The sequence below is a fragment of the Tenacibaculum sp. E3R01 genome (assembly GCF_003318185.1).
In the GTDB taxonomy this organism is placed as follows: domain Bacteria; phylum Bacteroidota; class Bacteroidia; order Flavobacteriales; family Flavobacteriaceae; genus Polaribacter; species Polaribacter halocynthiae.
On record NZ_QOCC01000029.1, the window covers coordinates 20,303 to 36,141 of the forward strand.

13 protein-coding genes are annotated in these 15,839 nt (G+C 29.7%); 10 read left to right on the plus strand and 3 right to left on the minus strand.

Features of this window, described 5'->3' with window-relative positions:
• Positions 1 to 55: 55 nt before the first annotated feature.
• The 3 genes from DS884_RS17140 to DS884_RS17150 form a co-directional block, all read right to left on the minus strand.
• Positions 56 to 2,560, minus strand: a complete 2,505-nt coding sequence (locus tag DS884_RS17140) for a DUF5686 family protein (RefSeq protein WP_113787623.1) — start codon at positions 2,558 to 2,560, stop codon at positions 56 to 58.
• Positions 2,561 to 2,637: 77 nt separating this feature from the next.
• Positions 2,638 to 3,618, minus strand: a complete 981-nt coding sequence (locus DS884_RS17145) for a pyruvate dehydrogenase complex E1 component subunit beta (protein WP_093869938.1) — start codon at positions 3,616 to 3,618, stop codon at positions 2,638 to 2,640.
• 63 nt (positions 3,619 to 3,681) lie between these two features.
• Positions 3,682 to 4,482, minus strand: coding sequence for a class I SAM-dependent methyltransferase (locus DS884_RS17150; RefSeq protein WP_113787624.1), 801 nt, complete (start codon positions 4,480 to 4,482; stop codon positions 3,682 to 3,684).
• A 143-nt stretch (positions 4,483 to 4,625) separates the two neighbouring features.
• Between DS884_RS17150 and DS884_RS17155 the strand changes: the two genes are divergently transcribed.
• The 10 genes from DS884_RS17155 to gldA all read left to right on the plus strand — a co-directional run bounded on the left by DS884_RS17155 (position 4,626) and on the right by gldA (position 15,744).
• A complete protein-coding gene (locus tag DS884_RS17155; protein WP_093869940.1) occupies positions 4,626 to 5,366 on the plus strand; it encodes an electron transfer flavoprotein subunit beta/FixA family protein in 741 nt (246 codons plus the stop codon).
• A gap of 64 nt (positions 5,367 to 5,430) precedes the next feature.
• Positions 5,431 to 6,384: an electron transfer flavoprotein subunit alpha/FixB family protein gene (locus DS884_RS17160; protein WP_113787625.1), complete on the plus strand. Its 954-nt coding sequence runs from the start codon at positions 5,431 to 5,433 to the stop codon at positions 6,382 to 6,384.
• Positions 6,385 to 6,527: 143 nt separating this feature from the next.
• Positions 6,528 to 7,133, plus strand: coding sequence for a bifunctional nuclease family protein (locus DS884_RS17165; RefSeq protein ID WP_093869942.1), 606 nt, complete (start codon positions 6,528 to 6,530; stop codon positions 7,131 to 7,133).
• A gap of 20 nt (positions 7,134 to 7,153) precedes the next feature.
• The gene (locus DS884_RS17170; RefSeq protein WP_113787626.1) at positions 7,154 to 8,872 is read left to right on the plus strand and encodes a NupC/NupG family nucleoside CNT transporter; all 1,719 of its coding nucleotides are present in this window, start codon (positions 7,154 to 7,156) and stop codon (positions 8,870 to 8,872) included.
• A 103-nt stretch (positions 8,873 to 8,975) separates the two neighbouring features.
• A complete protein-coding gene (locus DS884_RS17175) occupies positions 8,976 to 12,245 on the plus strand; it encodes a VIT domain-containing protein (RefSeq protein ID WP_113787627.1) in 3,270 nt (1,089 codons plus the stop codon).
• Positions 12,246 to 12,363: 118 nt separating this feature from the next.
• Entirely contained in the window at positions 12,364 to 13,188 is an 825-nt protein-coding gene (locus tag DS884_RS17180) for a thymidylate synthase (protein ID WP_113787628.1), read from the plus strand.
• An 81-nt stretch (positions 13,189 to 13,269) separates the two neighbouring features.
• Positions 13,270 to 13,452: a hypothetical protein gene (locus DS884_RS17185; RefSeq protein ID WP_093869946.1), complete on the plus strand. Its 183-nt coding sequence runs from the start codon at positions 13,270 to 13,272 to the stop codon at positions 13,450 to 13,452.
• Positions 13,434 to 14,384 carry a dihydrofolate reductase gene (locus DS884_RS18780; protein WP_113787629.1) on the plus strand — a complete coding sequence of 317 codons (951 nt, stop codon included), beginning with the start codon at positions 13,434 to 13,436 and terminating at the stop codon, positions 14,382 to 14,384. Before DS884_RS17185 ends, DS884_RS18780 begins: the two co-directional genes overlap by 19 nt.
• Positions 14,384 to 14,860, plus strand: a complete 477-nt coding sequence (locus DS884_RS17195) for a GNAT family N-acetyltransferase (protein WP_113787630.1) — start codon at positions 14,384 to 14,386, stop codon at positions 14,858 to 14,860. Before DS884_RS18780 ends, DS884_RS17195 begins: the two co-directional genes overlap by 1 nt.
• Positions 14,851 to 15,744 (plus strand): gliding motility-associated ABC transporter ATP-binding subunit GldA, encoded by an 894-nt coding sequence (gene gldA, locus DS884_RS17200; RefSeq protein ID WP_113787631.1) that lies wholly within the window; start codon positions 14,851 to 14,853, stop codon positions 15,742 to 15,744. The genes DS884_RS17195 and gldA overlap by 10 nt, the downstream gene beginning before the upstream one ends.
• The last annotated feature ends 95 nt before the right edge of the window (positions 15,745 to 15,839 follow it).

The following is a 15,839-nucleotide window of genomic DNA, read 5'->3' on the forward strand; positions in this document are numbered from 1 at the left end:
ATTTATTGCTGATTTTATAGTTAAAAACAAGGTTATTTTATGGTTAAATGTATGGCTATAAGCCTGGTTTAATTCCTATTCGTATTGCAAATTTTGGAGTTGGACTTACTACTGAGCCTGCTGGAGGGGTGTAGTTACTTCTCCAAATAGCGTCAATACGTAAAAAACGTAAGTTTCCGTAGCCTATGTTTTCTACTCCAACACTATATTCATAATACATTTTATTTGGTGTGTTGTAATTTATGTTTGACTTATTAATAGCTATATTGTTATTTGAAATTGTACCATAAGCTGCTCTGAAAGTTACTAAACTACGTAGCTTTAGTTTTTTTAATAGAGGTATTTTATTTAAAATAAATCCATTAAAGTGATGCTCTAAATGTGTAGCTGCGTAGGTGTCAGTAACAAAATCATAATAATTTAATAAAGAAAAAGTGTTCTTAACTAAAGAAAGTGATTGGTTAGCTGGTACTGGGTTTAGTAGTCCAATTGGTACAGTTCCAAAAGTTTTACCACCTTCAATCGTTGCGTCTAGTAAACCAAATTTTCCTAAAAGAATAGGTTGCGTATATTTAAATTGAATTTTATCATAACTATGAGTTCCATTAAAAGGCCCTTTATATCCTTTTCTGTAGTTTAATACTAGAGTAGGGAATATATTTCTTCCAAAACGCCTTTCAACCCCCAATCCATAAACAAAACGTCCAGGAGTATAAGAAACATAAATGTCAGAAGCAACGTCTGTTATTTGTGAGCGTAAATTCCCTTTTTCATCAAGGTAATTCATTGAGAAATCTTTCTGTGAAGCAGTTCCAATTCTAGCATGTGATAGGTTAAAGCCTACATGCAGATTCATTTTTATCTGGTAATCAAAATTTGCAGCTACCTTTTTGACTCTTGAAAGGAAAAAATTGTCTCCTCTATTAAGTATAGCAGTGGTACCAAAACTTCTTCCTAATAATTGAGTAGTATTTAATAGCACACTACCTAGTTGTTCAATATCATCTTGATAGGCTAATCCTACAGCTATTCTTGGTTTGTATGATAGTAGATATCTAGCTTCAGCTCCGTACTTAACTTTTTTGTCTTTAAATCCGTATGCAATGTGCCCACCTAACCTAAAACGATCATCTTTTGTTTTAAAAGTTCTAAATCCTATTTTTGTTCTAAATCCTTCTACTTGATTACTTGCAAAAGCTGTCCAAAATGGGCCGAATTGAATCCCTAAATTAGTGTTTATATATCCACTAGCTACTGTATTTATTAATCCTGTAATGTTTTTTATTTCTTTCTTTTGTTTTACAGAATTAATTAATTTATAGGTTGATTTATTTTCCTCATCAGTAACTCCTTTCCAGTATTCTTGCTTTTTTGTATACTGATCTGGTCGTATTTTAATGTTTTTTTGAGTATAGAAAATAGAAGGCTTTGGTTTGTTAAGAATGTAGTTTTTGAATAAAATAGTTTTCTTTATTGTTAACCCTTTATTACTTTCATTCTTGTCGAGAAAAGTAAAATCACCATCATAAGCATTTTTTGTAGAAAGATATATGCTATCATTTTTAACTTCGTATTCTTTTTCAAAACTCAATCCCCTCACAAAGTTTAAATTAATACTTTTGTGAACTTTCATTTTTATTTTTTTTACTGAATAGTTTTTATCAGCAATCCAAACATTTCCTTGAAAAGCTAAATCACCATTTCTTCTAGGGAAAAAATAGATGTTATATAGCTTCTTTTTATTTTTTACAATACTATCATATAAAACATAATCATAAGTAGCAAAACCGTCTGAAGATAGGGGGCTAACAAATGACTTCTGTAATAGTGTAATGTTATTTTTAAATACATCAATGTTTTGAAAAGTATTTGACATTCTATCAAAAACAAAACCTTGAGCACCTAATCCTTCTTCTTTTTCAGCTTCGATATCGGTTCTAATATTGTTCTCTTTATTATTACCATATACATTGGCAACTTGCTCTCTTAAATATACAGGGATATAGTAATTAATACCGTCGTTGTCATATTTAATTTCAGAAATTGCTTTTTCGTAATCTTGTTTAAAAATTCTTTTAATGAATACTGTATCTAAATTATTAAGCCCAATTTCAATACTGGTATGTTTTTTAAATTGATAATTATCAACTAAGTTTAGGCCTAGTTTACGTTTACGCCTCCATACTTCTTTTAAAATTCTATAAGCAGGGTTTTCTTTTTTCTTTAGCCTTTTTTTAGGTTTAGTTACAACAATAACTTCTTCAAGTTCATTTGAAAGTTCTTTTAAAACAACATTAAGATATTTTGTTTTTTGATTAACTTTTAAAACTTGAGTTTTATATCCTATAAAAGATATTTCTAAAGTTCCTCTGTATTTTTTTGTTTTTAAAAAAAACTTACCATCATCACTAGTAGTAGTTCCATAAGTTGTGTTTTGTAAAAAAACATTAACAAATGGTAATGGATTATTAAATTCATCAACTACTTTCCCTTTTAAAGTTATTTGTGCACTAACTGAGGTAGTTATGAATATAAGTAAGTAAAACAGCCGAATTTTCATTATTTTCTTTTACTGCAAAATCCTTTTGATATAAAAAATCAAAAGGATTTTGGATTATTTTTTCAATTTCAATTTGTTTATTTGATGTATAAAACTTCTTTTACAGCAGTAACAACATCATTTGCGTTTGGTAACCATTTTTCTAATAAAACTGGTGAATACGGAGCAGGAGTATCAGCTGTCGTAATTCTTTTTATAGGTGCATCTAGATAATCAAAAGCTTCATCTTGAACTCTAAAAGTTATTTCTGAAGAAACACTTCCAAATGGCCAAGCTTCTTCTAGAACTACAAGTCTGTTTGTTTTCTTTACAGATTCTAAAATTGCATTATGATCCATAGGACGAACAGTTCGTAAATCGATAATTTCGATAGAAATACCTTCTTTAGCAAGTTCGTCAGCAGCTTTATAAGCTTCTTTAATTATTTTACCAAAAGAAACTACAGTAACATCAGTACCTTCTCTTTTAATATCTGCTACACCAATAGGTATTATGTATTCCCCTTCTGGAATTTCCATTTTATCACCATACATTTGTTCAGACTCCATGAAAATAACTGGATCATCATCACGAATTGCTGCTTTTAGTAAGCCTTTTGCATCGTATGGGTTTGAAGGAACGATAACTTTTAACCCAGGACAGTTAGCAAACCAGCTTTCAAAAGCTTGTGAATGAGTTGCAGCCAATTGACCAGCAGAAGCAGTTGGTCCTCTAAATACTATAGGACAATTGAATTGTCCTCCACTCATTTGTCTAATTTTAGCCGCGTTATTTATAATTTGATCAATTCCTACTAATGAGAAATTGAAAGTCATATATTCAACAATAGGGCGGTTTCCATTCATTGCTGAACCAACAGCAATTCCACCAAAACCTAATTCAGCAATAGGAGCATCAATTACACGTTTAGCACCAAATTCATCTAGCATCCCTTTACTAGCTTTATATGCACCATTGTACTCAGCAACTTCTTCACCTATTAAGTAAATGCTTTCATCTCTGCGCATTTCCTCACTCATTGCTTCGCAAACGGCCTCTCTAAATTGTACTGTTTTCATACGTTTTATAAGTAGTTGTTTATCAAGAGTGCAAAAGTAGTAAAAATAGATGTAATGTAAAGGTTAGAATTTTCTTAAAATCCAAATATCTTGTGTAGGTTTATTATTAATAATCCCTCTTTCAATATGCTTAAGTACTTTAAAGTTATTTGAGGTGCATAAATTATTAAAGAAAATAGGAGGGTGGTAAGTAGCAAAAAGTCTATTACCTTCTATTTTATATGAATGTTCAATTAGTTTTCCCTGATTAAAATTTATAGTCTCTTTCTTAGAAAGTTTGTTTTTATATGCATTTCCATGAGTTGTAATGAATAAAATAGCTCCTTTTTTTGAAACTCTATTTAATTCTTTTATCCATAAATGATGTTTTTCCTCTGATAGATGTGTGAAAATTGAAATGCTATAAATGAAATCAAAAAAGTTAGCTTGAAAATTTAAAGGAGGTGTTAAGTTGTTTTTAATAACATTTATATTCGACAAATTTTTTGAACACCATTTTATGTATTTTGAATTATAGTCAGAACCCCAAAAAATAGATTTTTTAATAAATTTAGGCATATGCCTTAATATTCTTCCAGTTCCGCAGCCCCAGTCTAAAACTTTAATGTTTGTTGGTTTTATGAATTCTTTAATGTGTTCAACAATCCATTCGGCTGTGTCTTCTCCACCAAAATATATTTTATGATAGTCTAAGCCAAAGGTTTCATACAAATAAAAATCAGGAGGTATTTTTACAAAAGGGTTTTCATTCAAAAAGATAGTATTCTTTTTTTTATTCTTGAATTTTTGATAAAAAAAATTCCCATGCTCAAAAAGAGGTAGTAGACCAATTAGTTTCACAGTTTTTTTAATTTTTCTCTTCATATTCAATGAGTAAGGTTTTTTTAGCGAAATGATTAATTGCAAAAATAAAAAGGAAAAAATAATTTACTATGCACGCATAGTATTTTTAAAAAAAATGCGTAACTTCGTCGTTCAAAAAATAAGTTTCTTTAAAACAGCAATATATGAAAATATTAGTATGTATCAGTCACGTACCTGATACCACTTCAAAAATTAACTTTACAGATAGCGATACAAAGTTTGATACGAATGGAGTACAGTTTGTTATAAATCCATATGATGAGTTTAGTTTAACTAGAGCTATGTGGTTTAAAGAAAAGCAAGGTGCTTCGGTAACTGTAGTTAACGTTGGAGGAGCTTCAACTGAACCAACTTTGAGAAAAGCTTTGGCTATAGGAGCTGATGAGGCTATAAGAGTTAATGTTGAGCCAACTGATGGTTTAATGGTAGCGAAAGAATTAGCTGAGATTGTAAAAGAAGGTGGATACGATTTAGTATTAGCTGGGAAAGAATCTGCTGATTATAATGGGCAAATGGTTCCAGGTATGCTAGCTTCTTTAGTAGATTTCAATTTTGTTAACGGTTGTGTTGGGATGGAAGTAGAAGGAACTAATGTAACTTTAGATAGAGAAATAGATGGAGGAGAAGAAAAAGTTTCATCTGTTTTACCTATGGTAGTTGCTGGGCAAAAAGGGATCGTAGAAGAAAAAGATTTACGTATACCTAACATGAGAGGTATTATGATGGCTCGTAAAAAACCATTAAAGGTTGTTGAAGGAAGTGGAGCTGCGGCATCATCTGTAACAAAAACCTTTGAAAAACCAGTAGCAAAAGGAGCTGTTAAGTTAGTGGATAATGTTGATGATTTAATCAACTTATTACATAACGAAGCAAAAGCAATTTAAAAATAAAATATAAAATTTTGCGGGTGATATTAAAATCACTTAGCAACCTAAAAATATAAAAAATATGTCTGTATTAGTTTTTGCCGATTCAACGGAAGGAAAATTCAAAAAAACAGCTTTTGAAGTTGTTTCATACGGAAAAAAAGTTGCTGAACAGTTAGGAACTAGTTTGGTAACGTTAACAATAAATGGAGGTGATGCTTCAGAACTGAATACTTATGGAGCAGAAAATGTTGTAGAAGTGAAAAATGAATTATCAACGTTTAACGCTAAATCATATGCTTCAATTATAAAGCAAGTAGCCGAAGCAAAGGAGGCTAGCGTTGTTGTTATTGATTCAAGTGTTGATGGTTTAACTGTGGCTCCTTTAGTAGCAGTTTCTTTAGAAGCTGGGTATGCTTCAAATGTAGTAGCATTACCAAGCGATACTACTCCTTTTGTAGTTAAACGTAAAGCTTTTTCAAATAAAGGGTTTAACAATACTGAAATTTCTAGTGATAAAAAAGTAATAGGTGTTGCTAAGAATTCATACGGAGCACATGAAAATCAAGCTTCAGGTGCTGTTGAAGGATTTGAAGCAGTATTGCCAGAATTAAATGTAAAGTCTGAAGCGATAAATAAGGCATCAGGTAAAGTTACAATTGCAGATGCAGATGTTGTTGTATCAGCAGGTAGAGGTTTAAAAGGCCCTGAAAACTGGGGGATGGTAGAAGAGTTAGCTGAAGTTCTTGGAGCTGCAACTGCTTGTTCAAAGCCAGTATCTGATTTAGGTTGGAGACCACATAGTGAGCATGTTGGACAAACAGGTAAGCCAGTTGCATCTAATTTATATATCGCAATAGGTATTTCTGGAGCTATTCAACATTTAGCAGGTGTAAATGCATCAAAGGTAAAAGTAGTTGTTAATAATGATCCTGAAGCACCATTTTTTAAGGCTGCTGACTATGGTATTGTTGGAGATGCCTTTGAAGTTATTCCTCAATTAATAGAGAAATTAAAAGTATTCAAACAAGCATAATTAGTGAGTTAATTTTTCTTTTAAAAGAAAATAGAAAAGAACTCATAATTTTTAGTAAATTGTGCTCGCATTAAAAAAGGCTGTCTAAAACTTAAAAATAAGCCTAAGTTAGACAGCCTTTTTCTTTTTTATGATGATGATACATGAGTTTAATAAAACTAACTATTAAAGGAATTTCATATAGTCAAACACAAAGCGGAGCCTATGCTTTGGTGTTGAGTGAAATAGAAGGAACAAGAACGTTGCCTATTATAATTGGAGCTTTTGAAGCTCAGTCTATTGCTATCGCTTTAGAGAAAGAAATTAGACCCCCAAGGCCACTAACTCATGATTTGTTCAAAACATTTGCTGATCGTTTTTCTATAAATATAAAACAAGTAATTATTCATAAGCTGGTTGATGGTGTTTTCTTTTCAAGTTTACTTTCTGAAAGAGATGGTGTTGAGGAGGTTATTGATACCAGAACATCTGATGCAATTGCATTAGCAGTTCGTTTTCAAGCGCCTATTTATACTTATGAAAATATTTTAGATAAAGCAGGGATATATTTGAAATTAGACGAAGAGTTTTCTGAAGAAGAAGGTTTGGATGAAGATGAATTTGAGTTAACTTTTGAAGAAGAAGTTGAGGAAGATGCGTATAGCCAAATGTCTTTGTCAGAATTACATGATGAGCTAAATGAAGCTGTTTCAAATGAAGATTATGAAGTAGCAGCTAAAATTCGAGATGAAATTAGCAAACGATCTTAAAAATATTTAAAACTACAAAAATGAAGAAGTTATTTACACTTTTGATGCTTTGCGTTTCAATAGTAACGTTTAGCCAAAGTATTGAAAAAAAGTGGAATTTTTCATCTATAACAACAACTGAAGGAAAAGAAGTTGTTTCTATAAATCAAAATGATGTTTTCGAATTATCTAAAGGAGAGTTTTGTTATTCTTTAGAGGCGAAAGATGATTTAAAATCGTCTGGAAGCTATATACATCAAAATAATCTATTAATTTTTAATTACAAACAACCTAAAGATACCGTTAGGTACTATAATATTACTGAGTTAACTGATAAAGTATTAACATTATCAGAGAATAATATACTATACAAGTTCTCTTCTAGTGAAAGTGTAGCGCCAATTGTAGCGGAAAAATCTGAAATAAAAGAAATGAATTCTGGAATAGTTTCTAGTCAAGGATTTACAATGCAAAGTTTGTGGAGAGGTATTTTAGGAATGGTCTCGTTATTAGTTATCGCATTTTTATTTAGTTCAAATAGAAGGGGGATAGATTGGAAAACTGTAGGTTTAGGATTGGCTTTTCAGTTGTTGATAGCTATTGGTGTTTTAAAAGTTCCGTTTGTTCAAAAAGCTTTCGAATGGGTTGGAGGTTTATTTGTAAGCGTGCTCGATTTTACAAGAGCAGGAAGTGAATTTTTGTTTAGTGGATTAGTAGCTGATATGGATTCTTTTGGATTTATTTTTGCTTTTCAAGTACTACCTACTATTATATTCTTTTCGGCGTTAACTTCCTTATTGTTTTATTTAGGTTTAATTCAAAAAGTTGTAAAAGTTTTAGCTTGGTTATTAAGTAAAGTTTTAAAGATATCAGGAGCAGAGAGTTTATCTGTAGCGGGTAATATCTTTTTAGGGCAAACAGAAGCTCCATTGTTAATAAAGGCATATTTAGAAAAGATGAATAAATCTGAAATGCTTTTAGTAATGATAGGAGGAATGGCAACAGTTGCTGGAGCAGTTTTAGCTGCTTATATTGGTTTCTTAGGTGGAGATGATGAAGTGTTGAGATTGTTATATGCTAAGCATTTATTAGCTGCATCTGTTATGGCAGCGCCTGGTGCAATTATAATTTCTAAAATATTATACCCTCAAACTGAAAAAGTAAATACAGATGTGAAAGTTTCTTCAGAAAAAATAGGTTCTAATATTTTAGATGCTATAGCTAATGGAACTACTGAGGGGTTACAGTTAGCAATGAATGTGGCAGCTATGTTGTTAGTTTTTATCGCTTTTATTGCAATGATAAATGGAGTTTTAGGTTGGGTTGGAGATATTACTTCAATTAATACATGGATGATTGAAAATACATCTTATTCTAAACTTTCATTAGAGGCAATTTTGGGGTATCTTTTTGCGCCATTAATGTGGTTAATAGGGGTTGCTAGTGAAGATATGGCTTTAATGGGGCAATTGTTAGGTATAAAATTAGCAGCAAGTGAGTTTGTAGGGTATATTCAATTAGCTGAACTTAAAGATGTTGCTAGTGCTACTCATTTAACTTATAATAAGTCAATTATAATGGCAACATATATGTTGTGCGGATTTGCAAATTTCGCTTCTATTGGAATTCAAATAGGAGGTATAGGTTCATTAGCTCCGGGACAGCGTAAAACATTATCTGAATTTGGAATGAAAGCTTTAATTGGAGGTACTATTGCGTCTTTAATGTCTGCAACTATTGCTGGGATGATTATAGGTTAATAAAAAAATAAAAAAAATAAAAAAAACACCAACTGTACAGTTGGTGTTTTTTTTATGTAAAATTTGGTATGAATATTGTCAATAAAGTGTACAAAAAACTATTATGAAGAAACTACTATTTTTAATTACGTTGTTAATTACTAATCTTGTAATTAGTCAAAAAACACCTACTTTAAATGTAGGTAAAAGACAATTAGCATTATCTTCCTTAGATATTAAAGCAACAATTACAGGCAATATAGCAACTACAACTTACGATATGTTGTTTTATAATCCAAGTTCAAGAGTTTTAGAAGGAGAATTAAAGTTTCCTTTGGGAGAAAACCAAGAGATTTCTAGATTAGCATTAGAAATACAAGGGAAGCTAAGGGAAGCTGTTGTTGTAGAAAAAGAGTTAGGTAGAGTTGCTTTTGAAGGAATTGTAAGAAAAGGAGTCGATCCTGCATTGTTGGAAAAAGGGAAAGGAAACTCATATAATGTAAGAGTGTATCCTATTCCTGCAAATGGGTATAAACGTGTTGTTATTGCTTATGAGCAAGAGCTTGTTTATAAAGATGAAGCGCATTATTATCATTTACCACTAAGCTTTAAAGATGAATTAGATTTTTTTAATGTTTCTATAGAAACTAGTCAACAAAAATTTACACCATTATTAATTAAAGGAGATAAAACAATGTCTTTTTCCAAATGGGAAAATGTATTTAGAACAACATTAAAAAAAGAAAAATATATACCTAATAAAAGTGTTTTGGTAAAAATGCCAATTGCATTAAAAGAAGAGAAATTAGTAGCTTCTTCTAATCATTTTTATTTTTATAAAACGATTAAACCAGAAGAAAAAAAACGTGAAAGACCGAATAAAATTACCATTTATTGGGATGCTTCATTGTCTATGAAGTCTAGAAACACTTCTAAAGAAATAAATTTATTACATCAATATTTTAGAATTTTAAAAAATGTAGACGTTGATTTTTTGCCTTTTAGTAATCTTATTAATGGTAAAGAAAAATTTAAAATAAGAAATGGAGATTGGTCTCGTTTAAAGAAAAGAATAATGAGTACTGTATATGATGGAGGAACATCATATTCTTCACTAAAGAACATGAAAGATAATTCAGATGTGATTATGCTTTTTTCTGACGGTATAACTACACTAAGTAAATCTGATTTAGCTAAGGGTATCCCTGTTTTTGTTATAAATAGTAAAACAAAAGCAGCACACAAAAAGTTACATCGTATAGCAAAAAATACAAATGGAGGTTATCTTAATTTAAACAGAACAAGCATAAAAGAAGCGTTATCAATTTTAAATAATATACAACTTCAATATTTAGGATATAATTCATTTACAAAAAACATAGAAGTGTATAGGTCAGAATCGTCAAAAGGATTGTTTGATTTTTCTATTGCTGGTAAAAATTATAAGCAGGGAGAAAAGATAACTTTTTTCTTTGGGTATGGTGATAAAGTTACACAAGAAATTTCTGTTGTATTAAAAAAGAATGTGTCAAGTGATAAGGGAATTATAAGAAGAATTTGGGCTAAAAATAAAATAAATTATCTTTTAGAAAATAAGGAGGAAAATAAAGAAAGTATCATTAATACGGCAGTTGAACATAGTTTAGTTACTGAGTATACCTCTTTAATAGTGTTAGAAGATGTTCAAGATTATATTACTTATAATATAACTCCACCTAAAGAATTGTTGGATCAGTACAATATGATAAAAAATAATTCTACTAAAAGAAGTGTGAATAGGAGTAACATGGGGAATTCTTCTCTGCAACCAGAAAGAATTGAAATAGTTGAAGATACTAAAGATGTGGAAGAAATGATTATAGAAGTTACTGAAACTGATGAAACTGAGGTTGTAGCGTTAGATGAAATTGTAGAAGTAGAGGAAGAAGAAGTGGTTGTTGAAGATGTTCCGTTTTCGATAGTAGAAAAACTTCCAATTTATTTAGGGTGTGAAGAAAATTTAAGAAAAGAAGATCAAAAAAAATGTTTTATAGATAAGTTAGATGAGCATATAAAAATTAATTTGAATACAAGTTTAACTCAAGGTTTAGAAATAAGATCTAATACTAGAATTCTGGCAAAATTCACGATAGATAAGAGAGGTGAAATTATTAATATTCAAGTTAGAAGCCAATATTTAATTTTAGCAAATGAAGTTGTTAGAGTTTTAAAGATGTTACCTAGGTTTATTCCAGCAAGTCAAAGAGGAAGGTCAGTAAACGTTTCTTATATATTGCCTATAACAATGAGTAAATCAAATAATCCTGAAAGAATAAATTTACAAAGACCAGAATCAGTAATAGTTAAAGCAAATACCATAGAACTCCCTAATAATGCAAGCAATAGAAGACCTAATTCTAATAGTTTAACAGAAAGTCAGGTAGTTAATAATTCGTTAGTGAAACCTTCTTATAAAAAATACAAAGGAAGTTTGCAGGTAGAAAAGCGAATAGTAAATACACCATATTTAAATGCGTTAGACTTTTTTAAAGATAAAGAAACTGCTTATTTATTTTATATAAAGCAAAGAGAAAGCTATAAAGAAGTACCACATTATTATATAGATGTTTCTGATTATTTTAACAGGAGATTTAATGCTAGAATATATGCAAGTAGAATTTTATCTAATGTAGCTGAATTAAATGCAGATAATTATGAGTTATTAAAAGCGTATGCTTATAAATTAGAAGAAAGAAATGAGAATACTTTAGCATTGTTTATCTATAAAACTATTTTAGAACTAAGACCTGAAGATGCACAGTCATATAGGGATGTTGCTTTAGCATATCAAAACATTGGTTTATGTCAAGAAGCTTTTAATATTTTATTAAGTATTGTAAATAATAAAATATACGAAAAAAATAAACATCGAAGAGTTTTTAAGGGGATGCAAGATATAGCAAAACAAGAGTTAAATATTTTATATAAAAAATATAAGGATGATTTAGATATATCAAAAGCGCCTGAAGGTTTTTTTGAAGAAACGACACCTATAGATTTTAGAACGGTAGTTGACTGGAATCACAATGATACAGATATTGACTTGCATGTTATAGATCCTAATTTAGAAGAGTGTTATTATAGTCATACTAAAACTGAACAAGGAGGTAGTATTTCTAGAGATATGACTCAAGGTTTCGGACCAGAATGTTTTACATTGAAGGAAGCAGAAAAGGGACTTTATTATGTGAAGATTAAATATTTTGGAGATCGTAAACAAAAAATTGAAACTCCCACTTTTATGAAAATAACAATTTATAAAAATCAGGGAAAGAAGGATGAAAGTAAGCAAGTAAAAGTTATTAGATTAACTAAGAAAGATAAAGAAGAGATGATTGCTAAAGTTAAAATTTAGAAGGCTTTTTAGTTAATAACTTATTAATATAATTATGAAAAGCTTCAGTATAATGTATGGAAGCTTTTTTATTTTTACAAAATGAAATGTTTTCCTTAAGGGAAGTGAATATAGAATTATGAAGCAGTATTTAGATTTAGTAAAGCACGTTTTAGAAAACGGAAATGAGAAAGGAGATAGAACAGGAACAGGAACTAAAAGTGTTTTTGGGCATCAAATGCGTTTTGATTTAAGCAAAGGTTTTCCAATGGTAACAACCAAAAAACTGCATTTGAAATCTATTGTTTATGAGCTTTTATGGTTTATTAAAGGAGATACAAATATTAAATACTTACAAGAAAATGGTGTTCGTATTTGGAATGAATGGGCAGATGAGAATGGAGATTTAGGCCCTGTATATGGTCATCAATGGCGAAATTGGAATAGTGATGAGGTTGATCAATTAAAAGAAGTAATTGAAACGTTAAAAAAGAATCCTAATAGTAGAAGGATGTTAGTTTCTGCTTGGAATCCATCTGTGTTACCAGACACTTCAAAGTCATTTGGAGAGAATGTAGCAAATGGTAAAGCTGCATTACCACCTTGCCATGCCTTTTTTCAATTCTATGTAGCTGATGGAAAATTATCATGTCAATTATACCAAAGAAGCGCTGATATATTTTTAGGTGTTCCATTCAATATAGCCTCATATGCTTTGTTTACTATGATGGTAGCACAAGTATGTGGTTATGAAGCAGGGGAGTTTATTCATACTTTTGGAGATGCTCATATTTATAATAATCATTTAGAGCAATTGGAATTACAATTATCTAGAGATCCAAAAGAACTTCCAAAAATGAAGATAAATCCAGCGATTAAAAATATTGAAGACTTTACATTTGAAGACTTTGAATTGGTTGGTTATGAATCACATCCTCATATAAAAGGAGTGGTAGCTATTTAATTTTTAACGTTCTTTTATCTTTTTAATAATTAAAAATTAGTTCTTAGTTATTACTTTAGTACTAACCCTAAAACATAGAATATGACCAATGAAATAGATACTATAAAAGAGAATATTTACGATAAGATAGCTGAAATTAATGACGAAAATGTGTTAATAGCTATTCAAACTATTATTGTAAATATTGAAAATAGTAGGGAAGATAAAATAACGAATAAAGAAGACTTTACAAGCTATATAAAAGAATGGGTAAAGAATATGTAATTAAAACATGTATTGAAAACTTAGAAAATATACTTAATTCATTTCCTTTACAGGTAGCTTCTATTTCTAAAGAGAATTGGAATAAGAAAGAATCTGAAAGTAAATGGAGTAAAAAAGAAGTTCTAGGCCATTTAATTGATTCGGGTTTTAATAATTTACAGCGTTTTATTAGAGTTCAATATGAAGAAACTCCACATATTGCATATAATCAAAATGAATGGGTGAAATCACAAAATTGGCAAGCATTACCTGTTGAAAATGTTGTGCAGTTATGGAAAGTGATTAACCAACAAATACTTCATATATGGAAAAATTTTCCAGAGAATAAAGTAAATGCTAAAATTAATGTTTCAAAAGAGAAAACAGAATTATATACATTTGCTGAAATAATGGAAGATTATATTGTCCATTTTCATCATCATGAAAAACAAATAGTTTCAAAAATGATTACAGTAATTGCTGCAATAGGTAAAAATAATGAGTTAGGAAAAGGAAATGATTTAATATGGCACTTACCAGCCGATTTAAAGCGATTTAAAAAAGTAACTAGTGGTCATCATATTGTCATGGGACGTAATACTTTTGAAAGTATAGGGAAACCTTTACCAAATAGAACAACAATCATTATTACTAGAAATAAAGACTATTCAAAAGAAGGTTGCTTAACTGCTAATAGTATAGAAGAGGCTTTAGAGTTGAGTAAAAAAGATACAGATGTTTTTATTATTGGAGGTGCTCAAATTTATAAACAAGCATTAGAAAGTAATTTAGTAGATAAATTAGATATTACATTGGTTCATGAAAATTTTGAAGCGGATGTTTATTTTCCTGAAATTAATACTTTAGTTTGGAAAGAAGCTTCAAGAGAAGATTTTATAGCTGATGAAAAAAATAAATATGATTATAGTTTCGTTTCTTATGTAAAGAAGTAATGATTTATAAAGAAACACATGCGTTAAGCGAATTTGAAAAAGAAGCAGTAAGATTATTGTGGAATAATGAGTACCCCGAAATAATTCAACAAAAAAGTAAAGCAGAATTTGATAAGTATTTATCTCAACTAAAAAATAAAAAACATATTCTTATATTAAAAGAGAATGAAATTTTAGGGTGGTATTGCGATTTTATTAGAAATAATGAGTTGTGGTTTGCTATGATAATTGACGCTAAAATGCAAGGTTTTGGAGAAGGGAGAAAACTAATCCAAAAAGCAAAGAAAAGAAATAAAGAATTGAATGGTTGGGTAGTTATAGAAAATAGTTACCTTAAACAGAATAAAAAAGAATATAAATCTCCTATTGAATTTTATAAAAAGTTAGGTTTCAAAATTTTCTTAAATGAAAAATTAGAATCAAACAAAATGAATGCAATAAAAATTCAATGGAAATCTGAAGATCAATGTCATTAAAACTTACCTCGATAACTAAAATATACGGAACACAAAAAGCTATTAATACTATTTCTTTTTCAGTTGAGAAAGGTGAAATAGTAGGGTTTTTAGGTCCTAATGGAGCAGGGAAGTCAACTACTATGAAAATCATAGCCGGTTATATAAAACCAACCGAAGGTGAAGTGTTAGTAGATGGTATTGATGTAATTAAAACACCTAAAGAAGCGCAAAAAAGAATCGGATATTTACCAGAACATAATCCGTTGTATTTAGATATGTACGTTCGTGAGTATTTAAAATTTCAAGCTTCAATTTATAAAATAGACTTAACTAAGATAGCTGAAGTAATAGATAAAGTAGGTTTAATTAATGAAGCGCATAAAAAAATAAACCAATTATCAAAAGGATATAGGCAGCGTGTTGGTTTAGCTGCAGCAATTTTACATGATCCTGAAGTGTTAATTTTAGATGAACCTACTACAGGTTTAGATCCTAATCAATTAGTTGAAATACGTGAATTAATAAAAGAGTTAGGAAAAAACAAAACGGTACTATTATCTACACATATTATGCAAGAGGTTGAAGCTGTTTGTGATAGGGTGTTATTGATTAATAAAGGAGAGGTGATTATAGATAAACCTTTAAAAGAATTAAAAACAAGTAAAGAACAAATTATTAAAGTAACATTTGATTATAAGTTGGAAGAACAATTTATAAAACGCTTACCAAATATTTTGTCTTTTAAAAATACTACTGACAACAACTGGATTTTGACTTTTGAATCAGAACAAGATATGCGTCCAGTAATTTTTGATTTCGCTCAAGAAAACGGACTTAAAATTCTTGGCTTAAATACAGAAAATAAAAACTTAGAAAGTTTATTTCATGAGTTGACGAGTTAAGTTTTTGTGAAAAAAAATATAAATAAGCAAGTTATTAGTTTAATTTTTTATATATTTGATTAAAAGGAAATTAATTGCTATTTGACAAAACTTGC